The organism is Moraxella sp. CTOTU49803 (genome assembly GCF_032097965.1).
Classification (GTDB): Bacteria; Pseudomonadota; Gammaproteobacteria; order Pseudomonadales; family Moraxellaceae; genus Faucicola; species Faucicola tetraodonis.
On the sequence record NZ_DAMCJP010000001.1, the window covers coordinates 898,387 to 924,601 of the forward strand.

The following is a 26,215-nucleotide window of genomic DNA, read 5'->3' on the forward strand; positions in this document are numbered from 1 at the left end:
AAAATTTTTAAAATCGGTAGTCAGTATGTTGTCCGTCATCCAAAATTTATCCAAAAAAACCCAGACCATCAAAGCAGAATTACAAGAGGACATCCAAGCGGTGTTTGACCGTGACCCTGCGGCACGTAACACGCTTGAAGTGCTGTTGACTTATCCTGGCGTGCATGCGCTGTTGATTCACCGCGTCGCTCACAGTATGTGGCAACACAATAACAAAGGCTTGGCACGGTTTGTATCCTTTGGCAATCGATTTTTGACCGGGATTGAGATTCACCCTGCAGCAAAAATTGGGCGTCGATTCTTTATTGACCATGGCATGGGTGTGGTCATTGGTGAAACTGCTGAAATCGGTGATGACGTCACCTTGTATCACGGCGTCACGCTCGGTGGGGTATCATTAAATGAAGGCAAACGCCATCCCACCCTGGAAGATGGCGTGGTTGTCGGTGCAGGTGCCAAAGTATTAGGCGGCTTTACCGTGGGTAAATATGCCAAAATCGGCTCCAATGCTGTGGTGGTCAAAGAAGTGCCTGCCGGTGCGACCATGGTAGGCGGTGCCGCGCGTTTGATTCATGATAAAGCCAAAGCGGAGCAAATGGGGCTTGATAGCTTGGCAAATAATGGGGTAACCCCAGCTGACGATTATATCGAAAAAACCGTCATCGAAAAAACAACCGATGCTGAGCGGATGAAAGCGGTTGAACAAACCTCTATCAATACCTCTGCTAGCAATGAGGATGATTGCAATAAAATTAAGCTAGAGCAAGCGGGCGTTTTTCATCAATATGGGATTGACCCCAACACCCAAGACCCTGTGGCAATGACTTTTATCAAAATGCTTGAGCACATTCGCCAGTCTGAAGCACGCCTTGATGAATTGCAAAGTGCGATGTGCAAATTGGATCCAAATTTCTGCAAAAAACAATATACCAAACTTGATGTGCGTGATTTGGATGCCGTCGATCCGCAATTTTTTATGGAAGATGAATTGTAAAATAAATTCCACCCGATGATAAATATGAGATATATTGGGTGGCGGCTTAGGGGATTAGCTTAAAAAGACTGAGGCGTTGGTGTGGGTTTAAGTAAAAATTGGTTGCTTCGTTTGGTAGTTTGCAAATCCGCTAATACCTTATCTTGCCAACTCGTTTCTGCACCCGTCAAAGTCACATCGGGTTTGACGCCTACGCCATCAATTTTCTCGCCTTTACTTGAGTAATAATGAGCGACCGTTAGTTTTACCGCTTCGTTGTCATTGATGGGTACAATGCTTTGGATAGAGCCTTTACCATAGCTGGTTTCGCCATATACCTTGGCACGTTGGTTGTTTTGTAGCGCACTGGCTAATACTTCAGCCGCCGAAGCGGAATAACGATTTTGCAACACGACCAGCGGCAAATCGGCAAATTGGGCTTTGCCATGTGTGCGCATCACCTCTTGTATGCCTTGGCGATTTTTAATCTGCACCACCACTTTATCGTTCATAAATAAGCTTGCGATATCATTGGCAGCTGACAACACGCCACCTGGGTTATTGCGCAAATCGAGTACCAGCACGCTAAAGGGCTGATTTAATTTGGTGAGCGCCATTAAAAATTGCTGCTGGGTATTGTTTTGAAATACAGGGATTTGCACCACCGCAACACCATTAATGATGTTGGCACTCATGGCTTGTTGTTGTACCAAGGTTCTTTGCACCACCACCAGATGTTTACGACGACCTTTATCCGATACTAACAAGCGAGCCGTTGTCCCTGCGATACCTGTCAGTAGCTGATCGACATCTTGCGAGGTTCGTGTGTTGTCTAGCTTATTATCATTGATTTGATGCAAATAATTGCCGCGCTGAATACCGGCTTTTGCGGCAGGCGAGTTGGGCAGCACATCATCAAACACCCAGCTATCTACATCGGCATGAAAACTCACACTCACACCAATACTACCAATATCGCCTTCGGTAAATAACCTTAAGTTTTCAAACGCGTTCGCATCCAGATATTCAGAATAAGGATCGAGCGCCGCTAAAGTGCCTGCCATTGCATTGGCAAACAGGGATTCATCATCGACATTTGTCACATAGTTTTGACGGATGATATCAATCATTTTGACAAATTTTTCGACTGTGACGGGTGATACTGCCCCCAACGCCACTTGCTGGATTTGCTCAGAAGCTGGCGCGATGGGCTGAGTGGCGGGATTAGTCACCATAGGCGTGGTTGACGTAATATCCACTTCCCCGCCATCGTCAGCGCCGTCATCCGTCAAATTGTCGTCATCAGCGGCATCTGGTACACCATTAGGTGCATTCACTTCACTGATGGGCACGGCAGTGTTAGAACTGGCACCCGCAATCGCCTGAGTGATTGCAGGTGTTAATGCCGTTTTATTGGTTTTTGCCGCAACTGAGGCAGCAGAATTAACAGGTGGTTTGACAGGCGCACTGACAGTCGGTCGGTTAGCAGCATAACCCAATGAACCTATCCCCCATAATGCCAGCGCTACAATATGTCTATTGAAAGTAGGGTTAGATAGTGGTTTGAGACGCTGCATTACCATAGGATAGTTGCACCCATTAACTGTTAGTTTGCTACGATTAAGCTTTCACCTGTCATTTCGGCAGGTTTAGCAAGGTGCATTAAGTCCAATAATGTTGGCGCGACATCCGATAGCTTACCACCCGTGCGAATGTGCACGGTATTAGGCGCTTGCTCATTGACATAAATAAATGGTACTAGCTCTGTGGTGTGCTGGGTGTGCACCTGTCCGCTATCATAATCCTGCATTTGCTCCACGTTGCCATGGTCAGCGGTAATCAGTAAATGCCCATGATTGGCAATCACACAATCGGCGATGGTTTTTACACAGTTATCCAACGTTTCGACGGCTTTGACAGCGGCATCGAACACACCTGTGTGCCCTACCATATCGCCATTGGCATAATTCACAATCAGTACATCATACGCACCTGAATTAATGGCATGGGTTAATTTTTCAGTGACTTCTGGCGCACTCATTTCGGGTTGTAAATCATAAGTAGCAACCGAAGGCGAGTTGACCAAAATACGCTGCTCTCCCTCAAACTCTGCTTCACGCCCACCACTAAAGAAGAAAGTCACGTGGGCGTATTTTTCGGTTTCAGCAATGCGCAGTTGGGTTTTGCCTTGCGACTGCAAATATTCACCTAAGGTGTTGGTCAGCGATGTCGGTTCAAAAGCGATACTGGTCACGCCATTGTTTTGTAATTCATCGGAGTATTTGGTCAGCATCACAAATTTTGACAGCGTTGGCAATTTTTCACGCGTAAAGCCATCAAAATCAGCGGACACCAGTGCTTGGCTGATTTCACGAGCGCGGTCGGCACGAAAATTCATAAAAATCACACTGTCATTGTTTTGGATAGTACCAAAGTCAGCGTTTTGGTTAACATAACGCACCCAAGTCGGTTTGACGAACTCGTCACTTTCACCTGCGCCATACGCTGCGCTAATCGCTTCAGCACCTGATTGCACCACCCGTTCAGCTTTGGCTTGGGTCAGCAAATCATACGCTTGCTGTACCCGATCCCAACGTTTATCCCGATCCATCGCAAAGTAGCGACCAATAAGACTCACCAAATAAGCCGTGCCCTCATATCGCTGATTAAGCGTGGCAAGCGCTTGTTCTAATTGTGCGACATAATTGTCCGCACTTTTAGGCGGCGTATCACGCCCGTCCAAAAATGTATGGATAAAGACCAGCTTTGCACCCTGCTGCAATGCCAGCTCCACCATCGCGACAATATGATCTTGATGCGAATGAACACCCCCATCGGATAACAATCCCATGATATGCACATTGGCGTGTCGGTGATTGGCAAGCTGCACCGCTTCGGTTAATGCAGGGTTGCTAAAAAATTGCTGTTCGCGGATTTCTTTGTGAATACGGGTAGAGTCTTGATACAAAATACGACCTGCACCCAAATTCATATGCCCGACTTCAGAGTTACCAAATTGCCCTGCGGGTAAACCCACGTCTTCACCTGATCCTGAAATCAAGCCATGGGGATAATGCTGATACAAATAATCAAGGTTTGGGGTGTGCGCCGCGGCAATCGCATTATCACGCTGATCTTCGCGATATCCAAAACCATCTAAAATCATCAACACATGGGGGATTTTTTTAACCGTCGATTGATGGGTAACCGAGTTAGATGCTTGATTCATTGTTGCCTCTAGAAAAGCTAAAATAAGGAAAATACGAAACTAGTATTAAAAAAATTTTGAAAATTATAGCATAGCTCGCTCCATCTCTTTAACCCTGATTTTGCGTCATTCTGTTAACTGCAAAGCCTGTTAACTGCTAAGCCTGTTAACTGTTAACTGCTAAGCAATATGATGACAACAAAAAACCTTGTGATGTGTTTTGACGATTTGAATGGTATTTTGACCGTCAAGTGTGATTAATTTAATCAATCATTGAATTAACGAGCGAGCTTTTGCATCATCTTAGGTAATCTGCTACAATAAGTGCATCTGGGGTATTCGCCAGTTTATGGTTTTACCTGAGCTGATAATTTATATAAGGGTATGCGTTCTTTTCACTTGTTGTGCAAGCCTGCATCCAGCTACGCTGCGATGATTCAGGAAGCCTTAAGAGTGGTTGCCATACCCACCCTGAACGTTACAGTTCATGGGTTCACATAGACAGCGGTACTCTGGACCAAAATTTAATAAAAAAAACCATCTAACCCAATTCGGCTAGATGGTTTTTTTTGCTCAGCCATTGATTAACTTAAAAAAATCAATTTTGCCAATAAAATCACCGTTAACACCCAAACCGCAGGGCTAACTTCTTTATAACGTCCACTCACCAATTTGGCAATGGTATAGGTGATAAAACCTAACGCAATCCCATCCGCGATTGAGAAGGTAAGCGGCGTCAACAGCAGCACTACCGCGACAGGTGACGCTTCGGTCAAGTCATCCCAATCAATCTCACGCAGCGTAAATAACATCAATACCGCGACATAAAAAATCGCCCCTGCTGTCGCATACGCAGGAATCATCCCAGCCAATGGCGCAAAAAATAACGCCAATAAAAATAACACACCCACCACAATTGCGGTCAAACCGGTGCGTCCACCTGCTGCCACCCCTGCTGTGCTCTCTACATAACTCGTTACCGATGAAGTCCCTAGCAATGACCCTGCTACAGCCGCCGTTGAATCAGCAAACAAGGCTTTACCTAGATTCGGGATTTGACCGTCGGTAGACATTAACCCGGCTTTTTTGGTCACGCCAATTAATGTGCCTGATGTATCAAATAACACCACAAATAAAAAGGCAAAAATCACGCTAACCATACTCACATCAAGTGCGCCTGCAATATCTAACTGCATAAACGTCGGTGCAATCGATGGCGGCATTGACACAATCCCTGAGTAATGGGTTTCCCCTGCCAACAAGCTAATCACCGTCACAATTAAAATTGACAACATCACTGCCGCAGGGACTTTACGCTGCACAAATACGACAATCAGAAAAAAACTTAAAATCGCCATCGCAGGACCAAAATCGGTGAGTTTGCCCATGGTCACAAATGTGGCGGGACTCGCCACGATGATGCCCGAGCTTTTAAGCGCGATAAACGCTAAAAACGCCCCAATCCCTGCCACGATACCTTGTTTAAGGGTATAAGGAATGGCGTTGATAATCCATTCACGCAGTTTAAAGGCACTAATCAGCACAAAGAGCAAGCCTGAAATAAATACCGCCCCCAACGCCACTTGCCAGCTTTTACCCATCCCCAAGACGACGGTAAAGGTAAAAAACGCATTCAAACCCATGCCAGGTGCCAATGCCACGGGCAAACGCGCAATCAATCCCATCAAAAAACAGCCCAGCGCTGAGGCTAGACACGTCGCCACAAATACTGCCCCTTTATCCATCCCGGCTTTTGCCAGCATGTCGGGATTGACAAAGATAATATAAGCCATGGTCAAAAAGGTTGTCAGACCTGCCAGAATTTCAGTTTTTATCGTTGTATTGCGGCCATCTATGCCAAAATAGCGCTCGATTACATTCATCTGTATTCACCCAATTTATTCATCCAATTTATGCGTCTAGGTTACATCTAGGTTGCATCTGTATCCGTTGTGTAGACAACGCTTTTGTGCCCGTTTTCTGCCCCATCGTCATTCAACAACGTCCAAGAAAAACCCCTTATTTTACCCTAGAATATGCCAGCAACAAATAACTGATTAAAATAAATACAAAATAACTGGGAATTTTGAAGCCAATTTATTGCGCTGCTGCGTTATTGGGCAAAGGGTAAAAATTGGCGGTTGTAAGTGATAAGTTGCGGCGGCGTATTATTTTGCTTGCCATTTTGCATATTGACTGGTGCTGGCATGGGTGTCGCTGGCACACCAGAAGCAGCTGCTGGGTCATTGTCAGCTTTGGGTAAAATCTTAGCAATTTGGCTCTGCAAAAAAAGCTGCTTATCGTCACTTTTGACACTGACAACGACGTGAAAACTTTGACTTTGGTTGGATAACAGCTTGGCGATGCGTGATTTGTTACGCTCGTCAATCTGGGCAAAACTTGGCACTGCCCACAGTTGAGTCAAGTTTTGCACCGGTAGGTTGTTTCCTCGGGCATTCGCCCAATTGGTGATTGCCGTATCGTCGATTTGGTGGGTAGCTGCCACATTCGAAGCTGCGCTAGTGTCTTGCCCAGATTGTGAGTTGCCATCACTGTCCGAACGGTTTGAGCCTTGCGGATGGTTGCCATTGGCTTCGGTAGGTGAATTCACCAGTATGCTTAATAGTTCGGGCTTCACTGTGTTGATATTCATGGGCAGATAGTATGGCACTGCGGTCAAGTAAGGCGCTAATTTTTGCAATGCTTCGCTATCCATACCGCGCACATGTTGCAATTCATTGACTGAGATAAACGGCTGGTTGGCAATACCCATCGCCATTTTTTTGCCCGTACTTTGGTAGTAGGCTGCTTCTGCGCCACCATCGGCACGGGTGTCACTGTCTGGGTCTTGCCAATCGAGCACCGCCATCGCAATATTGGGCGATAAGCCATTGGCTTGTAACAGCGCTTGAAAAAATGCCAGTGCGGTATCATCCACTTTGCCATCGTGATACAGGTTGTTAATATTAAAACGGCTGGCATCATCGTCGATTTTAATGTTGACTTTGACTTGATTCATGGTTTGCTCTGCCAGCGGTTTTGCCCAAGCGTCTGCTAAACTATCGACTTGGTTGACTTGGCTGTCTTGCGCGATCAAATTGGTCGCCATAGCTTCCCCTGCCAAAGCATATTCTTTAAGCTGCCCTTGACCTTTGGTCAGCTCAAATTCTCGAATCATCACTTTTTGATTGGCAAGCATACTGCCTGCCACGATGGTAATCGCCACCACCAACAACAAAATAGTCAGTAGCGCCATTCCTTGTTGCCCATGCCGATATGGCGGGTTTGCTATGGCAACATTTGCAAAAATTTTAGACGGAGAGCGGTTTGTTGGCATGGTGTATTTGCTAAAATTTGATTGAATTATGGGTTGGGCGCGTTTGGCGGAGTACTGGGTAATGCAAATCGCCAAGTAATCGGCTCGCCTTGGTAACTAAAATTAAGCTCGATGCCGCGTGGTAACTGCTGATAAGGCGTCAAGTCTATACTGTTTTGCAAATTGCCATTTTGATCTGTTGTGTTATCAGGCGTGTTAGGAATCGGGTTGGTTGAAGCATTGGCCGTTTGATTGGTGTTTTTTTGCGCTTGTATTTGCTGAACTTTTTGCAGCGTGGCTTCATCTGGAAACACACTCACCGCATCAGGCGTCAATGCTCGCCAACTGGCATCCTTGATACCTGTCAATAATACACTGGTTGCAGGGGTTTCGTTGTTGTCGTCTAACTGGTAAAAACGCCGTTTTGTCAGTGTTTCCCCCGCCACCGAATACTGTATTTTTGCTAGCATAGGTGACGGCTGATAACGCGGATCGGGGGCAGCAAAACGGATAAAACTCATTTGTGACGCATTTAATACAAAGGTGGGTGTCATAGCGGCGGTATTCGCCGATGTCGTATCATTGGCAGTCGCGGATAGGATTGGCACTGCCACATAGTTACTGGTTTGCGCCAAATCTTGCGACAGCTGTAAATAAGCATAATCAAGCTGTGATAATGATTTTTGATGTTGGTAGCCACGCTCGCGACTTTTGGTCAGACTATCCATAATCTGCCATCCCGCCAATGCCAGCATCGCAAAAATCACCAACGCAATCATCAGTTCGATTAAGGTAAAGCCTTGCTGGGATGTTTTAGGCGGTGCTATTGCAGGAGAGGAAGAAATATAAAAAGGGCTCACGGCGTTGTCCCCATATCCTTTACTAGCACCGCATCAATATCCACCACGTCTTTTTTTGCGCTGCCATCAACAATAGGCGCGACGCGAATATGAATGGGTTGGACAAAGCCTTGACTGGTTTGTATGGTTTGCGGTGAGATAACCACTTGCCACTGACGGCCTTGCGAGGTGATTTGCCGAGTATCGGATGCGGTGAGCCAAGTTTTTTGTACTCGTAATTCTGCCAGCGTGTTTTGTGCCACATAATAGCCAAAGGTTCGTATTTTCATGTTATCCACGGACTGCACATAACTGCGACTGGCTTGGCTGGCTGATATCGCAACCACCGCCAAAATCGCTAATGCCACCATGACTTCAAGTAACGTAAATCCTTGCTGATGCTGCCTGATAGCCAGTCTATTTGAGGTAGCCACAGTCATTTTGCCACCTCGATTGCCCCAGCTTGGTTGACGATGATGGGATTGCCAACCACAAAAGTTTGTTTGTCGGCATTGGTTTTTTGGATGCTGATTTGCACCGGTGTCGCCTCACCTGTCCCAAACCACACCACAGGCGGTGCTTCGCTGCCGCTCAACCAGCTGGCGGCAGGTTGGGTACTTTGGGCAGCGTTAGTATTAAATGGATTATCCAGTGGGCGGATTTTGACGTCAAGGTTGTCTGGCACATCTAGCGGTGCGATTTGTTTTTCTATCACCCATTGTGGGGGCGCAGGTTGCGAGGTTGTTGCGGCATTGGCATTGCGAACAGCACTTTGAGAATAGGAAAAGGCGTTTTCTAATTTAACCACCACCAGCTGATTGGGCGCGTCATTTTGCGGCAGTTTGATTGCCAACCCATAGGGCTGCATGCGTTCCGTTGATAACAAGCGTACATAATCAAGATTACTGCTCAGACGCTCATAAAACGCCGTGTTTCTACGATTTTCACTACCGCCCACCGATAAACTCATCATCCCAGCAAAAATAGATAAAATGACGATGACTACCATGATTTCGATTAAAGTAAAACCTTGTTGCCCACCCATCGCACTGGGTGCGGGAGTGAAAGTTTTACAAGACCGACCAACCAGCAATCGCATCGTCATGCACTCAGACAAAACAGGGATAGTTTATAAAGCTTAACCGGGGGTGATGATAGTTAACTAGTATTCTTTGACATCTACTATTTGACACTTATTATTTGACATTGCGCGGCGTCAGGTTTGATTCAGTCTGTGAATTTGCCGTATCAGTAGCAGCGTTTGATTGACTCGCCCCAGTAGGCGCATCGACTGATTGTACCGCAGCAGGGTATTGCTTGGGAATGTCTAAAATATGCTGAACCAAGGCAAAGCGTAAGGTATCGCGGCGACCGAGATAGCGTTGGTAAAAACTAGAATTTAGCAGTCCTGCACCCCCTTGACCCATCGCCCAAATGGTTGACAGATAGTCTCGGGTACTCATGGTACTGTGTAGTGATTGCAGGTATTCAGCCGTGGTATTGATCAATCGCTTCATGCGTTCACGGCGAATTTCATACAACTGTGAAAAAAGCTTATTAAGCCCTACGGCAGAATTGGCTAAGCGTTCTTCAATTTGGTTGAGTAATATGGCTTTTTGCGGATTGATCAGTTGAAACAGGGTAAGACGCGCAACACCTGCGGCAGGACAATCGCCGACTTCGCTTAGCGCAAGTAGTTGTTGCTCATGACGGATAATGATGCGTAAAAACAATTCATCTTTGCTGGTAAAGTGCTTGTATAGCGTACCTTTGGCTAAGTCTAGCTGCTCGGCTAAACTATCTAGGGTGATATCGCCTTCCCCAGACTCTAATAGCAACTGCTCGGCAACTGCCAATATAACTTCTTCACGATTTTTGAATTGTTGTTGACGACTCATTGATTACTCCATCAGTCTGTTCTAGTAGCCCCTATTGTTGACGAGACCCGTTACATCAACCCATCTACGCACAACTGTTAAATTAAATGATAAAAAATGCTTGCATAGTAATCTAGCTTACTAACCTCGCATAGTACCTAGCTTAGCAACCTCGCTTAGTAACATTGGAGCAAGGTTGCTACGTATGATACATGACTGATGAGTCATTGCCAAATGTTTTATCACATAAATTTTATTACCTACTTAATAAAGTATAAAGATTTCGTTAACTATTTTTAAGCATACTGATGTAATAATGCGTCAAAATTTTGATGAGTTAAGTGCGCGAATTCATCCACTGGCATATCATAATGCTTGGCGAGAAAATCCGCCACATAGGGCACAAAAGCAGGCTCGTTAGATTTACCACGTTTGGGCACTGGCGCCAGATATGGGCTGTCGGTTTCAATCAAAATGCGATCTTTAGGCAGTTTTTTCGCCACTGCTTGTAATTCAGTGGCGTTTTTAAAAGTCACAATCCCTGATAAAGAAATATAAAAACCCAAGTCCAAGGCTCTTTTGGCGGTGTCATAATCTTCTGTAAAGCAATGAATAATGCCATGCTCGGCTTTTTCTGCTTTTAATAAATCCAATGTATCGTGTTTCGCCTCACGGGTATGGACGATAATAGGTTTTTTTAAGTGCTGACTGGCATGAATATGGCGGGCAAAGCTGGCTTTTTGTTCTATGCTGTTTTCTGTTGACCAATAATAATCAAGCCCAGTCTCGCCAATCGCCCAAACATGCGGCTGATTTGCCATTTCAACGAGTGTCTCAACCGTGGCACTTTTTAGCATGGCAAGGTCTTCGCACGGATGTACGCCCACACTCATACCCAACATTAGCCCGTCAATTTTTGTATTGATAATCTCATAAATAGCATCGTATTCATCCAGCTCACACATAATCGCCATAATCCGCTGCACATTGGCATCCTTGGCGGCTTGTAAGGCTTGACGGATATCACCTTGATATTTTTCTAAATCCAAACGGTTTAAATGCGCATGGGTATCGGTAAACATATCACTCTCTTTTTTTAATTGATTGACGCTTAAATAAGGCTGCGGCGCATAAATTCAATCAAATGCGCCGTCAAAGCGTTAGTCATTGGGTAAAAATTCTTGCAGCACTTGGTTTAAAAATAAAAATCCTTGCGCTGTGCAGTGGATATGGTCACCGCTTAACTCAACCAAACCCCGATTGTGTAGTTTTATCAATTGCGGTTCAATAACTGACCATGCCAAGCCTGTTCTCTGTGTCCAAAACTGTTTGGGCACGCCATTTTTTAGCCTCAGCCCATTCATCATAAATTCAAACGGTAAATCAGCAGGCTTGATGGCTTGCCAACCTATCGCCGACTGATTAACCCTATAATCTTTTGGTAAGCGAGATTTGCTAAACCGGTAAATGCCGTCAGGCCGCGTGACTTTACCATGCGCGCCTGCCCCAATTGCCAGATAATCGCCAAACTGCCAATAGTTGAGATTATGCTGACTGGGCTGAAAATCTGCCTGCCTTGACCATGCGGACACTTCGTATTGCACAAACCCATTGGCTTTCAAAAGCTGAGCGCCTTGCTCAAAAATATCCACTAATATCTCGTCATCGGGCAAAATCGGCGTATTGCGATAAAACACGGTATTGGGCTCAATGGTGAGCTGATACCACGAAATATGCGAAACGCCCAAATCAATCGCTTGCTGCAAATCGCTCAGGGCGTCTGTCAGTGTTTGGTTGGGCAAGCCATGCATTAAGTCGACATTTAACTTTTTAAACCCTGCTTGCTGGGCATTGGCAATAGCTAAAAGCGCTTGCTGCGGGTTATGAATCCGCCCCAAGGCAGCAAGTTTTTGGGTTTGAAAACTTTGCACACCGAGCGACAACCGATTGATACCGACCGCTAGATACTCATGAAATGGCGCATGCTCCACGGTGGCAGGATTGGCTTCCATGGTGATTTCACAGTCGTCAGTCAGTGTTAACTGGGCATTGATACCCGCAAAAAGCTGCTGATATTGCGCAATCGGCAGTAGCGATGGCGTGCCGCCCCCAATAAAAATGGTGGAAATCTTGCGCCCTTGTACAAAGCTTAGCTGGGTTTTTAAATCGTCTAATAAGGCATCGACATAGCCTACAAAATCAATCGGTGTACGGCTTTCATGTGAATTAAAATCACAATACGGGCATTTTTTAACACACCAAGGAATATGGATATAAAGCGACAAAGGGATAAGGGTTGGATTTGGCATTAATCAGTAACTAATTCATTTGATTGATAATTTGACACACTATAGCCAGCAATTTTTTGATGATAATCGTTACTATTTGGCTATACTTTAAAAAATAACAATGGTAGCATAGCCCCAAACTTTTATTTTGATTTTATTTAATAATTTATCGCTATTTGTTATTGCTATTTTATTTATTCTCGAGGATTGTCATCATGTCATACACCCAAGCGCCTGATAAAAAAGCCTCTTATAAAATAGGCATGCTAAACTGACAGGCTATCAAGCCATGATTAAAGCGCTTTAAAAGCTATTGTTGAAAAAAGCCTTTATCAAATTGTAGCGACATTTGATAAAGGCTTTTTTATGTTGATGCTATCACACTCAAACGCTAACTTTTTTGACCTGTTAATTTGCTGACCTGTTAAACAACAAATTAAACAATAAAAAATCATGCCGCAAAATCTGTTAAACTGCCGCCTTTATTGAATTTTCTACGCATATTTGGTCATTACATGCTGTCAGCTATTGCTCGTCAAGACTTAAAACAATTATTTGTCTTGACCTTACCTATTTTAATCACCCAGATTTGCCAATCAGGGCTTGCTTTGGTTGATACTTTACTCGCTGGACAAGTCTCTGCGCTAGATTTATCAGGCGTGGCAATCGGCGCGGGTATTTGGATGCCCACCTTTTTGCTGGCGGTTGGTATTTTGCTTGCCACCACACCATTGATTGGAGAAGCGATTGGTCAGCAGCAACTACAAAAAGTGCCGTTTATTACCCAACAATCGCTGTGGCTGGCGCTTATCATCGGTATGATAGGGTTTGTGCTGGTCAATCAGCTGCATTATTTGTTTGATTGGATGAAGGTACCGAAGGATATTCAGCATATCGCGCAAAAATTCTTGTTTGGTATCTCTTTTGGGTTTCCTGCGGTCTGTCTATACACTTCGCTGCGCTGCTACACCGAAAGCTTAAAACATCCCACCGTGGTCATGGTGATTAGCCTGATTGGTTTGATTTTAAATGTGCCGCTTAGCTATGCGTTTATTCATGGCGTCACCCTCGGTGAAACTGTGCTAATTCCTGCTATGGGCGGTGCGGGCTGTGGTTTTGCCTCTGGGATTGCGTTATGGATAAATCTACTGATGTTGGTAAGCTATTTGACTTTAAGCCCCCAGCCAGATTTTGCCAACCAGCGCTTTTTTGCCAATTTTGCCGGCATGGATTTTGCTCAGTTGCGTCAGCAATTATCGATTGGTATTCCCATTGGTATGTCGATTTTTTTTGAAGTGAGCGCGTTTAGTCTAGCCTCCATTATCATCAGTCCACTGGGTGAAATCGCGGTGGCAAGCCATCAGGTAGCGTTGACGATTTCATCGCAGTTATTTATGTTCCCGTTTTCAGTGGCGATGGCGCTCACCATCATGGTATCAAATCGCTATGGCGCCAAAGATTACCGAGCGCTTAAACGCATCAAGCTCATTGGCATTGCCGTAGCCACGTCATTTGCGGTGATTAGCATGCTGTCAACTGCCATTTTTCGGCAAACCCTGCCAACTTTCTTTAGTGAAAATCCCCAAGTGATTCAGCAAGCTGCGCTGTTGTTATGGTTTGCCACCGTGTATCAGCTGTTTGATGCCTGGCAGGTCAATTTTGCGGGAATTTTGCGCGGTATGCAAGATACCACAGTGCCGATGTTTATCACCTTGTTTTGCTATTGGGTGGTGGCGATTCCGCTGGGTACCTATTTGGTGCGCCATACCGATATGGGGGCTAAAGGATTTTGGATCGCGCTGGTTGCAGCGCTGGGATTGGCGTCACTGCTGTTAGGGACGCGTTTATTACGTCAGCAAAAACGCTTAAAAATGGCTTGGCAATAAAAACGACTTGAAAAAAATGAGTGGCAATGATTAGCAAATTCGCTTAGGCTATTTATTGTGGGTTATTCGTTATCGGTCACGGGTTGATGACTATGTGTAAGGTATTAAACCGATGATTTTTATAGCGATTTTAAATTAAAAATAAAGTAAAAAAGGGCGAAATAACACCCTTTTTTATCTTTCATGAAAATTTATTAATTAAAGTTTTCGCCAGTGAAGATACCATCAAATAGCACACTGGTTAAATAACGCTCACCACTATCTGGCAAAATAACCACAATGGTTTTGCCTTGCATCTCAGGGCGGCTTGCTAGTTGATACGTCGCCTGCAGCGCTGCACCGCAAGAGATACCACATAAAATACCTTCTTGGGTCATCGCCCGTCTTGCCCATGCAATCGCATCATCGCCAGTTACCGTGATGACTTCATCGAGCAAATCAAGTGCAAGATTTTTTGGGATAAAGTTGGCGCCAATCCCTTGGATTTTATGCGGACCGGGAGTGATGGGCTTGCCTTCACGCGTCTGGGTAATAATCGGTGATTCTGCAGGCTCAACCGCGACAGTATAAAGCGGCTGATGTTTGACTTGTTTAAAATAACGGGCGATACCCGAAATCGTCCCGCCTGTACCCACGCCTGCCACTAGCGCATCGACCTTACCCGCGGTGGCATTAAAAATCTCAGGTGCGGTGGTTTTGACATGGGTGTCTGGGTTGGCAGGGTTATCAAATTGTTGCGGCAAAAAGTATTCGCCAGGATGGTTGTCATGGATTTCTTGCGCAGCTTCCACCGCGCCTTTCATACCTAGCGAAGGCTCAGTTAGCACCAAGTGTGCGCCCAAGGCGGCCAGCACTTTACGGCGCTCCATACTCATCGAGGCTGGCATGGTCAGCGTGATTTTATACCCTTTGGCTGCTGCCACAAACGCCAGCGCAATCCCCGTGTTACCGCTGGTGGGCTCGATGATTTGCATACCTGGCTTTAATAACCCTGCTTGCTCGGCGGCTTGCACCATGCCCGCACCGATTCGGCATTTGACCGAAAACGCCGGGTTACGGCTTTCGATTTTGGCAAGCACGGTCACCCCCTGTGGCATGATATGATTAAGACGCACCAGCGGCGTGTTACCAATAGCATCGGCATTGTTGGCATATACCGCTGTGCCAAGGTTGGCAGGTGCGGTGTAGTGATCATCAGGTTGTTGTAGCATAAGTATTCCCTTTTTTTTGAGGTATTGTTGAATGATTTTACGGCAGTGATTTTGCGGTGTCTAACGCCATTTGGTAAATTCCATATATCAAAAAGCATTAACACACGGGTCTATAATACAAGGCTGTAACACGAAGCCGTAATATGGTGCTTAAAAAGGTTTATCAAATATTTATAGCCCGTCGATTAAACTTTCCTATTAAACTTTATTATTAGCTTGGCGCTGTACTATGTTTAACCAAGCTTGCATCGCTGGGGTCAGCGGTCGGTGTTTTCGCCATGCCATCACCATTTGCCAAGTCAAATTGGGCTGGACAAGCGGCAGGCAAACCAGCTGTTTGTCATCGAGTTTATCGGTATAATATTTGGGTAGTAGCGTCACCCCCATGTTTTTTTTCAACAAGGTTGTCAGTAGCTGCCATTGGTTGGTGTGGCAAACGATATTGGGTTCAAAGCCAAGTTTTTGGCACTCTTCGACAATCATTGAGGTAAATGACGAATGGGACGCAAACAACATTAACGACGCATTTTTTAAAGATTTTAAAGTCACTTGTTTGATGGTATTGCCCATATGCTGCCGGTGTGCCACCATCATAATGGGATAATCGCATACTGGGATACAATCAAAGTCCGCTTCAATCGGTTGCATCAAGGTACACACATCAAGCGTATCATCGAGCAAGGCTTGTTTTAACGACTCTGCGCCATCTTCTAGCAACGACAGCTCAATATGGCGATGGGTTTGATAAAACTCAAAAATCGCATCGCTCAACAACTCACCCCCAAGCGGTGACAACCCTAGCCGCAGCTGCCCGCGATCCATGTGCTGATATTGTGTCACCGTCTGCTCAAGGTGGCCGACATGTTGCAGCACCGTCTGCGCCTGCTCATATACCAATGCGCCAATTTCGGTCAGCGCAATATCCCGCTTGCGGCTCATCAGTTGCTTATCAAACAGCGCTACCCCCAACGTATCTTCCAGATTGGAAATGGCTTTGGTGACGGTTGGCTGCGTCAAATTCAATGTATCGGCAGCATGAGAAAAGCCGCCAGTTTTCACCACAGTGATAAAGCATTGAAGTTGTTTTAAGGTCATCATGTTTTTGCACTGCCCAAAATAGCGTTATAGCTTTGTTTTGTAGCTTTATAATTTTATAGTTTTGTAGCTTTATAGATTTTACGCATAATTTTAAAAATATTATTCATATTTTTTGTTAATGGGTTTTTTATACTAGATATCTTCATTGTTGATAACTTGTTTACCATGAAACGCGCTATGAATCTTCCGACTTTTCAGCATATTTTGCCCCATAAACTGGTGCCCAATAAACTGCTACGCCATACAGTGTTACCCCAAAAAATAGACCCTATGTTACAACAGCCACTGGTCAAAATTTTACTGCAAATCACCCTCATTGGTTTGGTATGGGGCTCAGCTGACATCCTAAAAAAATTATTTAACCTACCTATGTCATCTGGCATCGTAGGGCTGTTTTTGATGCTGGGATTGCTATTGACTGGGGTCATTAAACTCAACTGGGTCAATGTCGGCGCGAAGTTTATCTTGGGCGAGTTGGTGCTGTTATTTATTCCGCTGATGATGTCGATTACCCAATATCAGCAGTTATTTTTTGCTAAAGGTTGGCAGTTGATGATTACCATTGTCGTGAGTACGGCATTGGTGATGCTGAGCTCTGCCCTCACTTTTATGCTAGGCAATCGTGTCAAACGCGTGTTGTATCGACGCACACACCATGCACATCACTAATCAAAAATCATGAATCAAATACCATTAATCATTAATCATACCAATCGTAATTTACTATGAATATTATCTCTATCGGCTGTTTAATCTGGACTATCTTGGCGTATGTTTTAGCAAAGCGGGTCTATGCCCGTTTCCCAAAATTTTGGCTCAATCCTGCCATCACGGTGGCGACGGTAACGATTGTATTGATGATTGTGCTTGGGATTTCTTACCAAACCTATTTTGCCGATACCGCTTGGATTGTTGAGCTGTTGGGCCCTGCAACCGTGGCATTTGCCATACCGATTTATCAGTATCGTCAATTGATTTATCGCTATGCTGCTGTGCTTGCGGTGTCGATTGTGGTGGGCATGTTGGTGGGTATTGCTAGCATTATGGTGTTTGCTAGCGTGTTTAAATTTGATGCCACCCTCACCTACAGCTTGATGGCACGGTCAATTTCCACCCCATTTGCGATTGATTTGGCGCAGCAGATTCATGGTTCAGCGGCGCTGGTATCGCTATTTACTTTAATTACTGGGGTGGTCGGCATGGTGATTGGCGATATGGTACTGGCCTGGTCAAAAATCCGTTTTCATCTTGCCCACGGCGTGGCATTTGGTAATGCGTCACATGGTTTTGGTACTGCAAGAGCCAGTCAGCGCCATGAAAGCGAAGGCGTGATTGCCAGTTTGACGATGGTATTGGCAGGGTTGTTTATGGTGTTTTTTGGCCCTGCGCTGATTCATTTAATGACGGCTATTTAACCCATGCTTTTTAATACCTGCTGTGATTTTACAACCCATCAAAGCTATCTACTCATGAAAACTTGCCAAAATGACGTATTAATATTTGCCAAACAAAATAAAATTAGCGACAATGACCTACCTTTTTTTGGATTGTAGGAAAAAATTATGTCATTACAACAGATTATTGAAGATGCGTTTGAAAACCGTGCCAACCTCAACCCCAATGATGCCACCGACGATGTGCGTGCCGCCGTCAATGATGTGCTCGCCCAGCTCGATGCGGGTACCTTGCGCGTGGCAGAAAAAAAAGACGGTGAATGGATCGTCAACCAATGGGTCAAAAAAGCGGTATTATTATCCTTTCGACTGAACGACAACCGCATCATGAATGGCGGTCGTGACCTGCAGTTCTTTGATAAAGTCGAAACCAAATTTTCAGACTGGGGCGATGAACAATTTGCCAAAGCGGGCGTGCGCGTGGTACCACCTGCCGTCGCGCGTAAAGGCTCATACATTGCCAAAGGCGCTATCTTGATGCCATCTTACGTCAATATCGGCGCCTATGTCGATGAAGGCACCATGGTCGATACGTGGGCGACGGTGGGGTCATGCGCCCAAATCGGTAAAAACGTGCATCTATCAGGCGGTGTCGGTATTGGCGGTGTCCTTGAGCCGCTACAAGCCAATCCAACTATTATTGAAGACAACTGCTTTATCGGTGCGCGCTCAGAAATCGTTGAAGGTGTAATTGTTGAGGAAGGCTCGGTGATTTCGATGGGCGTATATATCGGTCAATCAACCAAAATCCTAGACCGCGAAACAAGCGAAATCAGTTACGGCCGTATTCCTGCAGGGTCAGTGGTTGTGTCGGGTAGTTTGCCAAGCAAAGATGGCTCACACTCGCTTTACTGCGCAGTAATTGTGAAAAAAGTCGATGCGCAAACCCGCTCAAAAACCTCGATCAATGACTTGTTAAGAATGGACTAAAATAAACGTCAATAAAACAAAAGCAAATCAACCATGGTTTGCTTTTTTTATCGGTTTGATAACAGGAAAAGTTATGTCATCACAAAAAAATGAAAATTATGAAAACGGTATTAACGTCCGCAAACAAGTCATGGGTGAAGCACATGTAGAGCGTGCCTTGTCACAAGTCACCGAATTTACTGCCCCACTACAAGACTGGATTAATGAACACGCGTGGGGCTCAACATGGCAACGCGACGACACTGATGGAAAAGGAATAGACCGCAAAACCCGCTCGCTAGTCACCATGGCATTTTTAATCGCGCAAAAATCCCCAACAGAACTAAAAGGGCATATTCGCGGGGCGATTAATAACGGCGCAAGTGTAGCAGAAATTCAAGAAGTGCTACTGCATAGTTTACCTTACTGCGGTGCACCAGCGGCACAAGAAGCGTTTCGGGCAGCCGTTGAAGTTTTGGGCGATATGAAACTGCTTTAACCGGTTAATCCAAAAGATTTATTGGCATAAATTTGATAAAATAGCCACTCATTGTCATTAGCTAAATCAACTCTATGCCAAACCAAACCAAATCATTACGCAACATCCATATCCCTACCACCGATCCCGAAGCAGGTCTTAAAATCACTGAGATTTTTTACTCGCTGCAAGGTGAAGCCTTGACTGCAGGATTACCGACGATTTTTATTCGCTTGACGGGCTGCCCGCTGCGCTGCGTGTATTGTGATACCGAATATGCCTTTGTCGGCGGCGAGCGCATGAGTTTGGCAGGGATTTTGGCAGTGTGTCAGAGTTTTCCGTGCCAGCGTATTTGTTTGACAGGTGGCGAACCTTTAGCCCAGCCCAATGCAATCGCTTTGATGAACTTGCTACTGGCGCATGGCTACGAGATTTCGCTTGAAACTTCGGGCGCGCTGTCCGTGGCAGAGGTGCCAACGGCAGTCTCTAAGGTCATGGATATCAAAACCCCAAGCTCTCAAGAAGCTGATAAAAATCTGTGGCAAAACATCCCCTACTTAACTGCCCATGACCAAATCAAATTTGTCATTATGAATCGCGACGACTATGACTGGTCAAAACAAATCCTAGCAGACTACCAACTGGATAAAAAAGTCGCGACGGTATGGTTTTCTCCGATGTTTAATGTGGAAGAACGTCAAACCAATATACCTACCCTTGCCACTGACTTGGCAGAATGGATACTTGCCGATGCGCTGCCAGTGCGTTTTCAACTGCAACTGCATAAAATCATTTGGGCAGATGCCAAAGGCAAATAGCCGCTGCCAAATAGCCACTGCCAAATAGCCACTGCCAAATCGTTAGAATACAACTTAGGGAAATATCAAGCCAATGGGAAAAATGATTGTTTGGGGGCTGATTGCGTCGGCTTTTTTTAGCACGTCGTTTGTACTGTATCAATTGATGAGTGTACAAGGCGGACATTGGTTTTGGTCAGCAAGTTTTCGCTGTTTTTTTATGTGGCTGTTGTTATCGGTTTTTATTTTGCTGCAAAACAAATTGAATCCGTCCAAGCTGATAGCGCTATGTAAACTATTTGCCAGTCATTGGCAGTTTTGGTGTGTGACGGGCGGTATTGGGCTTGGCACATATGGACTGCTGGCGTTTGCGGCGGATTATGCGCAAGGGTGGGTGCTTGCCGCGACCTATTTATTCACTGTGGTGGCAAGCTTGGTGGTACTGAGTTTTTTTGGGCAATCATTTCAAAAAAAAGTTATTGTCTATTCGGTGATTGTATTTATCGGTGTGGTACTTGCCAATGTGGGTGAAGGATTAAGGCATAGCACGAGCCAAGGCACTGATTGGCATGCTTTGTTGCTATTTGGTGCGCTGCCTGCCTTTATCGCCAGTTTTTGTTTTCCCTTAGGTAATCAATTGATTTGGCAAGCAGGACAACCCAAAGGGGACTCCACCCATCCTACTACTAATGAAATGAGCAAATTGGCAACGCGCAAATTGCTACAAAAAGTGCCGCAAGTAACTTCCCCACTGCTATCAAATCCCTTGCATAAAGTCTGGCTGATGTCGCTAGGGTCATTGCCGATGTGGTTGGTATTAGGCTTTCTGGTACAACCGCCCGCGCCCAGTGTCTCACAAATGACCATTAGTTTTTTGGTTGCCTTGATGGCAGGTGTGCTAGGTACGACCACTTTTTTACATGCCCGTAGTCTTGCCAAACAGCCTCAACAACTGGCCGCCGTCGATGCCACACAAGGCAGTGAAATTATTTTTGCGTTGTTAGGCGGTATGTTGCTGCTGCACACGCCCATGCCATCAGGCTTAAGTTTTGTGGGGATTGCATTGGTAATTATTGGGCTTGGGCTGTTTGCCAAGCAACGCTAGCGGTAGTCCAGGTTGTGATAGTTTGCTATAATGCAGGCACTTTTATTTTAACCCTTTATTTAACCGATTAGGATTATTTGATGAATACTTTGACCGCTCTTTCACCTATTGATGGTCGCTATGCCAGTAAAGTGGATAGTTTACGTCCTTACCTGTCAGAATTTGGCTTGATTCATGCCCGTGTGACGGTGGAAGTACGCTGGTTGCAGACCCTTGCCAATCATGCAGATATTCATGAAATTCAGCCTTTTTCGGCAGCGACCAATGAGCGCCTAGACGCGATTGTAGCCAATTTTAGCGAAGCAGACGCGATGCGTATCAAAGACATCGAACGCACTACCAACCATGATGTCAAAGCCGTTGAATACTTTTTAAAAGAAAAAATTGCCGATATCGATGCGCTAAAAGACGCGGGTGAATTTATCCATTTTGCCTGTACCTCTGAAGACATCAATAACTTATCACACGCGTTGATGCTAAAATCCGGTCGCGACGTACTGGCGCAATCGATGCAAAAAATCATTGATGAGATTGCAGCCCTCGCCGAAACCCATGCCGACCAACCCATGCTGTCACGCACGCATGGGCAAACCGCGAGCCCAACGACTTTGGGTAAAGAAATGGCAAACGTGGCGTACCGCCTGCATCGCCAACTCAAGCAATTTAATAACGTAGAATTGCTAGGTAAAATCAATGGTGCAGTGGGTAACTACAACGCCCACCTGTCAGCCTATCCACAGATTGACTGGGCAAAAAATGCCGAGCACTTTGTCACTAGCCTTGGGTTGACCTTTAATCCGTATACCACCCAAATTGAGCCACACGACTATATCGCCGAATTGTTTGACGCGCTGCGCCGTTACAATACCATTTTGATTGATTTTAACCGCGATGTATGGACCTATATCTCCTTGGGTTATTTCAAACAAAAACTCAAAGATGGCGAAGTGGGCTCATCCACCATGCCACACAAAGTCAACCCAATTGACTTTGAAAACTCAGAAGGTAATCTAGGTATTGCCAATGCCGTGTTGGCACATTTGGGTGAAAAACTGCCGATTTCTCGTATGCAGCGCGACTTGACCGACTCAACGGTCCTTCGCAATATGGGGGTAGGTTTTGCTCAAAGTTTGATTGCCTTTGACGCCTGCTTAAAAGGTATTGGCAAATTAGAGCTTAACGCTAGTCGTCTCAATGAAGACCTAGAACTTGCACAAGAAGTATTGGCAGAGCCGATCCAAACCGTGATGCGTCGCTACAATGTTGAAAAACCTTATGAGAAACTAAAAGCCTTGACCCGCGGTCAAGCCATGACTCGTGAGATGATGGTCAACTTTGTCAATGGCGATGAGCTGGCAGCAGTGCCAGAAGATGAGCGTCAACGTTTGGCTGATTTGACCCCTGCCACTTATACCGGTAATGCAGCGCAGCAAGCCAAAAACTTGAAAAATTTATTAAAATAAGAGCTTCTCACTGATAAAAAAGGACGCCTAAGCGTCCTTTTTTTACGTGACTTTTTTTTAAATCGAGTTTTTTACAGAATTTTTTTTAGGTGAGTTTGTTGATTAAACTTTGGGTTATTTTTTGGCATAGCCTTGTTGGTTAAGATAAGGCAGCACCTCGGGACGTACGGGTTTATCCAAATAACTTTCAATGGTTTGCACCCAATCCGACCCTGCTTGACCACGCGCCGCATAATAATCTGCAACGGTTTGGTTATACTGGTCTAATGCGGATTTGTCAGCGGGTTCATATTGGTTGGTGGAAACTACCAAGGCCTTTGGCAAACGTGGACGCATGGCAGGGTTTTGGTCAGGATAACCCAATGCCATGCCAAATAGCGGCACCACGCCTTGTGGCAGTTTGAGTATGTCGCCCATCCGTCTGATGTCATTGCGGACGCTGCCCAAATACACACCACCCAATCCAATGCTCTCAGCCGCTAGCAGCAGATTTTGCGCCATAATGGCTGCATCAACCGCCCCAACAATGGTGACTTCAGTCCAATCAATTTGCGCATTGGGTACAAGGGTTTGGTGGCGGTGGTTGTCCATACAAAAAATTAGTAGCTCGGCACAGTGCTCCACATAGGGATGACCGTATTTTTCCCCGTCTTTGGCTTGCTGGGCATCGGCGCAAATACGGCGGATGTCATAGCGCTGCTTTGGATCTGTCACCCGAATGATGCTCGCCGACTGCAGAAATCCCGATGATGAGCCTGCCATCCCCGCTTCGATAAGCTGCTCAAACGTCGCTTCATCTATTGGCTGATTGGTGAATTTGCGAATCGAGCGATGATTGAGTATCGTCTCTAGGGTGGGTTTACTGTCATTATGCTCACTATGTGTTGTCATGATTTTCCTTGTTATGGTTTGTGTTGTTATAAGTTGGGTTAGGGTTTGATTAGCCTTAGGGTTGGTATTTTTGAATCAGCTTTTGCGCTTGCACAATCACCGGAGTATCGACCATCTGTCCATCCATGGCAAATGCGGCAAGCCCTGTCTGTGCATAATGGTCAGCCACTTTTTTGGCAAAGGCAAGCTGTGCTTGGCTGGGTCTAGCCAGTGCATTGACAATAGCGACTTGGTTTGGATGAATACATAGCATCCCTGAAAAACCCAAATCGCGCCACCCATTGACACGCTGGGTCAAACCGTCATCATCATTGAAAGGCGGGTATACGCATTCAATCGGTGGGGTGAGCGCATTGATAGCACTATGCAAGCTTAGCTGATAACGGATTTGGTTGGCAACCATCTGACCTGCCTCGCTGTCTGCGCGCACGCCCAATTTTTCACAGATATCCAAAAAGCCAAAACTGAGCGCAGTCAATCCTGCTGCAGCGGCGATGTCAGGTATATTTGCCATGCCTTTGGGCGTCTCAATTAACGCAATCATGGGTTTGGCGAGGGCATGACGGACGCGGTCAATCTCTATGGCGTGCTCTACTTTGGGTAGCACCACCCCAATCATGTTGTTGATTGCGGACGCTGGTAAAGATTTGAGCAAATCAATATCGCCCGCTTGGTGGTTGCTACTTGCGGCATTGATACGCACCCAAACAGGCTGGGCATCAGCGCCGCTTAGATAATTGACCACATTGTCACGCGACTGCATTTTGACACTATCACTGACCGCATCTTCTAAGTCAATTATCACCGTATCTGCGCCACGGGCAAAGGCTTTTTCCACCCGCTCAATATTGACGGCGGGTACAAACAAATAACTGGTTGCGCTCAATCCCTTGGGTTTTGCTACATTGTTTTCGCTCATGCGACATCCTTTTTCGTCCATTTTTGGTGACATATTCTTTTTGGCAAACAACTTATCAAACAGTTTATCAAAAAACGCCGCCCTACCCAAAGTAAGGCGTTTTTTAGTTTATTTTAAAACCGTCAATTTGGCTTTTTCACTGCGGCTAAACAGTAAATTTAACACGATGGCGACCACTGTCGCAGTACCGATACCGCCCAAATTAAATTGTCCAATATGTAAGCTAAAATCCCCAGCCCCCATAATAACGGTCACCGCAGCAATGATTAAATTAGCATTTTTACTAAAATCAATGTGATTATCCAGCCAAATTTTGACCCCTGCTACCGTGATAAGCCCAAACACCACGATAGAGGCACCGCCAAGTAACGGCGCTGGGATGGTATGGATAATCGCGCCAAATTTTGGTGACAGCCCCAGTAGCACAGCAATCAAGCCTGCCACCACAAAAACTGTGGTCGAATATACTTTGGTCACTGCCATCACGCCGATATTTTCTGCATAGGTTGTCACGCCCGTACCGCCCATGCTCGATGACATCGCCGTACATAGACCATCGGCGAAAAAAGCGCGTCCCATATAAGGCGACACCGCTTGTCCTGTCATGGCTTCTACCGCTTTGATATGTCCTAAATTTTCGGCGATTAAAATAAAGGCAACCGGGGCAATCAAAATAATTGCGTTGATATCAAATGTCGGATGATAAAAATTGGGTAATCCGACCCAAGCTGCTTGGGCAACTGGGGTAAAATCAATCGGCTTGCCATACCCAAGCACATTGGTGAGCACAAAATATGCTATATACGCCAATACCAAACCAATCAGTAGCAACAAACGACGGAGCATACCGCGGCTAAACACAGCGACCGCACTAATACAAAGCACCGTCATCAACGCAACCCAACTATCAAACTGGTTGCCCGACACGCCTTTGATAGTCACTGGCGCCAAATTTAGCCCGATAATCATCACAATCGCACCGGTTACCACAGGCGGCATGAGTTTCTCAATCCAGCCAACCCCTGTTTTCATCACCAGCAAACCCACCATGGCATAAAAAATACCACAGACAAAAATACCACCGAGCGCCACGGATAAATTACCATTAAAGCCTGAGCCTGTATAAGCCGTCGCGGTAATCACGGGCGCGATAAACGCAAAACTTGACCCTAAATAACTGGGTACTCGCCCACCCGTTAAAAAGAAAAACAGCACCGTACTGAGCCCCGCCATCAAAATCGCAAGGTTGGCATCAAAGCCCATCAATAACGGCGCAAGCACCGTTGCCCCGAACATCGCAAACGCATGTTGCAGCCCAAGTAGCAGACTTTTATCAGCAGGTAAATACTCGTGGATACGCACAGGATGATGATCTAAATGCCCATCGTAAGGCTGCCATTTTGGGAACCAGCCGCTATCATTACCGGTATTTTGATGGGTTGGTCGTCTTTGCGAATTTGCCATAACTTTGCTCTCATCTGTCAACTGCGCGAATTTTACACG

At 45.6% G+C, this 26,215-nt stretch carries 24 protein-coding genes and 1 other RNA gene; 10 read left to right on the forward strand and 15 right to left on the reverse strand.

Annotated features, from left to right (window positions below; all coding sequences use genetic code 11):
* Positions 1–67: 67 nt before the first annotated feature.
* Positions 68–994, forward strand: a complete 927-nt coding sequence (gene cysE, locus RT422_RS03915; RefSeq protein WP_409520108.1) for a serine O-acetyltransferase — start codon at positions 68–70, stop codon at positions 992–994.
* A 59-nt stretch (positions 995–1,053) separates the two neighbouring features.
* On the opposite strand, the gene RT422_RS03920 is transcribed toward cysE, so the two are convergent.
* Both RT422_RS03920 and gpmI read right to left on the reverse strand, forming a co-directional pair.
* Positions 1,054–2,556 carry a S41 family peptidase gene (locus RT422_RS03920; RefSeq protein WP_313421363.1) on the reverse strand — a complete coding sequence of 501 codons (1,503 nt, stop codon included), beginning with the start codon at positions 2,554–2,556 and terminating at the stop codon, positions 1,054–1,056.
* A gap of 23 nt (positions 2,557–2,579) precedes the next feature.
* Complete coding sequence (gpmI, locus tag RT422_RS03925) at positions 2,580–4,202, reverse strand: 2,3-bisphosphoglycerate-independent phosphoglycerate mutase (RefSeq protein ID WP_313421364.1); 1,623 nt, start codon at positions 4,200–4,202, stop codon at positions 2,580–2,582.
* 303 nt (positions 4,203–4,505) lie between these two features.
* Between gpmI and ssrS the strand changes: the two genes are divergently transcribed.
* Positions 4,506–4,703, forward strand: a non-coding RNA gene (gene ssrS / locus RT422_RS03930) — 6S RNA.
* A gap of 62 nt (positions 4,704–4,765) precedes the next feature.
* Here the strand turns inward: ssrS and RT422_RS03935 are convergent.
* From RT422_RS03935 to hemW, 8 genes are all read right to left on the reverse strand, one after another.
* Positions 4,766–6,064, reverse strand: coding sequence for an NCS2 family permease (locus RT422_RS03935; protein WP_060995436.1), 1,299 nt, complete (start codon positions 6,062–6,064; stop codon positions 4,766–4,768).
* 230 nt (positions 6,065–6,294) lie between these two features.
* Entirely contained in the window at positions 6,295–7,518 is a 1,224-nt protein-coding gene (gspK, locus tag RT422_RS03940; RefSeq protein ID WP_313421365.1) for a type II secretion system minor pseudopilin GspK, read from the reverse strand.
* 26 nt (positions 7,519–7,544) lie between these two features.
* Entirely contained in the window at positions 7,545–8,357 is an 813-nt protein-coding gene (gene gspJ, locus RT422_RS03945; RefSeq protein ID WP_313421366.1) for a type II secretion system minor pseudopilin GspJ, read from the reverse strand.
* On the reverse strand, positions 8,354–8,776 hold the full coding sequence (gene gspI, locus RT422_RS03950; RefSeq protein WP_313421368.1) for a type II secretion system minor pseudopilin GspI: 423 nt from the start codon (positions 8,774–8,776) through the stop codon (positions 8,354–8,356). The genes gspJ and gspI overlap by 4 nt, the downstream gene beginning before the upstream one ends.
* Positions 8,773–9,435: a prepilin-type N-terminal cleavage/methylation domain-containing protein gene (locus RT422_RS03955; RefSeq protein ID WP_313421369.1), complete on the reverse strand. Its 663-nt coding sequence runs from the start codon at positions 9,433–9,435 to the stop codon at positions 8,773–8,775. The genes gspI and RT422_RS03955 overlap by 4 nt, the downstream gene beginning before the upstream one ends.
* Positions 9,436–9,532: 97 nt before the next feature.
* Positions 9,533–10,234 (reverse strand): TetR/AcrR family transcriptional regulator, encoded by a 702-nt coding sequence (locus RT422_RS03960; protein ID WP_313421371.1) that lies wholly within the window; start codon positions 10,232–10,234, stop codon positions 9,533–9,535.
* Between the two features lie 275 nt (positions 10,235–10,509).
* Complete coding sequence (locus RT422_RS03965; RefSeq protein ID WP_313421372.1) at positions 10,510–11,295, reverse strand: TatD family hydrolase; 786 nt, start codon at positions 11,293–11,295, stop codon at positions 10,510–10,512.
* Between the two features lie 78 nt (positions 11,296–11,373).
* Positions 11,374–12,522: a radical SAM family heme chaperone HemW gene (gene hemW / locus RT422_RS03970; RefSeq protein ID WP_313421373.1), complete on the reverse strand. Its 1,149-nt coding sequence runs from the start codon at positions 12,520–12,522 to the stop codon at positions 11,374–11,376.
* Positions 12,523–13,016: 494 nt separating this feature from the next.
* Between hemW and RT422_RS03975 the strand changes: the two genes are divergently transcribed.
* Positions 13,017–14,387, forward strand: coding sequence for an MATE family efflux transporter (locus RT422_RS03975; RefSeq protein WP_313421374.1), 1,371 nt, complete (start codon positions 13,017–13,019; stop codon positions 14,385–14,387).
* 194 nt (positions 14,388–14,581) lie between these two features.
* On the opposite strand, the gene cysK is transcribed toward RT422_RS03975, so the two are convergent.
* Together cysK and RT422_RS03985 are read right to left on the reverse strand one after the other, a co-directional pair.
* Positions 14,582–15,598 (reverse strand): cysteine synthase A, encoded by a 1,017-nt coding sequence (gene cysK / locus RT422_RS03980; protein WP_313421376.1) that lies wholly within the window; start codon positions 15,596–15,598, stop codon positions 14,582–14,584.
* 198 nt (positions 15,599–15,796) lie between these two features.
* Positions 15,797–16,696 (reverse strand): LysR family transcriptional regulator, encoded by a 900-nt coding sequence (locus RT422_RS03985; protein WP_313421377.1) that lies wholly within the window; start codon positions 16,694–16,696, stop codon positions 15,797–15,799.
* 177 nt (positions 16,697–16,873) lie between these two features.
* Here RT422_RS03985 and RT422_RS03990 point away from each other — a divergent pair, with 177 nt between their 5' ends.
* The 7 genes from RT422_RS03990 (at position 16,874) to purB (ending at position 22,902) form a co-directional block, all read left to right on the forward strand.
* Positions 16,874–17,365, forward strand: a complete 492-nt coding sequence (locus RT422_RS03990; protein WP_313421378.1) for a CidA/LrgA family protein — start codon at positions 16,874–16,876, stop codon at positions 17,363–17,365.
* A 56-nt stretch (positions 17,366–17,421) separates the two neighbouring features.
* Positions 17,422–18,111, forward strand: coding sequence for an LrgB family protein (locus tag RT422_RS03995; RefSeq protein ID WP_313421380.1), 690 nt, complete (start codon positions 17,422–17,424; stop codon positions 18,109–18,111).
* A gap of 147 nt (positions 18,112–18,258) precedes the next feature.
* Positions 18,259–19,080, forward strand: a complete 822-nt coding sequence (gene dapD, locus RT422_RS04000; RefSeq protein ID WP_313421382.1) for a 2,3,4,5-tetrahydropyridine-2,6-dicarboxylate N-succinyltransferase — start codon at positions 18,259–18,261, stop codon at positions 19,078–19,080.
* 73 nt (positions 19,081–19,153) lie between these two features.
* The gene (locus RT422_RS04005) at positions 19,154–19,558 is read left to right on the forward strand and encodes a carboxymuconolactone decarboxylase family protein (RefSeq protein WP_313421383.1); all 405 of its coding nucleotides are present in this window, start codon (positions 19,154–19,156) and stop codon (positions 19,556–19,558) included.
* Positions 19,559–19,632: 74 nt separating this feature from the next.
* Entirely contained in the window at positions 19,633–20,355 is a 723-nt protein-coding gene (gene queE, locus RT422_RS04010) for a 7-carboxy-7-deazaguanine synthase QueE (RefSeq protein WP_313421384.1), read from the forward strand.
* Between the two features lie 73 nt (positions 20,356–20,428).
* Entirely contained in the window at positions 20,429–21,439 is a 1,011-nt protein-coding gene (locus RT422_RS04015) for a multidrug resistance efflux transporter family protein (RefSeq protein ID WP_312176708.1), read from the forward strand.
* A gap of 80 nt (positions 21,440–21,519) precedes the next feature.
* Positions 21,520–22,902, forward strand: a complete 1,383-nt coding sequence (gene purB, locus RT422_RS04020; protein WP_313421385.1) for an adenylosuccinate lyase — start codon at positions 21,520–21,522, stop codon at positions 22,900–22,902.
* 114 nt (positions 22,903–23,016) lie between these two features.
* Here purB and nfsA read toward each other — a convergent pair whose 3' ends face one another.
* The 3 genes from nfsA to RT422_RS04035 all read right to left on the reverse strand — a co-directional run bounded on the left by nfsA (position 23,017) and on the right by RT422_RS04035 (position 26,176).
* On the reverse strand, positions 23,017–23,793 hold the full coding sequence (nfsA, locus tag RT422_RS04025) for an oxygen-insensitive NADPH nitroreductase (RefSeq protein ID WP_313421386.1): 777 nt from the start codon (positions 23,791–23,793) through the stop codon (positions 23,017–23,019).
* A 55-nt stretch (positions 23,794–23,848) separates the two neighbouring features.
* Positions 23,849–24,712 carry a CoA ester lyase gene (locus tag RT422_RS04030; protein WP_313421387.1) on the reverse strand — a complete coding sequence of 288 codons (864 nt, stop codon included), beginning with the start codon at positions 24,710–24,712 and terminating at the stop codon, positions 23,849–23,851.
* A gap of 108 nt (positions 24,713–24,820) precedes the next feature.
* Positions 24,821–26,176: a solute carrier family 23 protein gene (locus RT422_RS04035; RefSeq protein WP_284034193.1), complete on the reverse strand. Its 1,356-nt coding sequence runs from the start codon at positions 26,174–26,176 to the stop codon at positions 24,821–24,823.
* Positions 26,177–26,215: the final 39 nt, after the last annotated feature.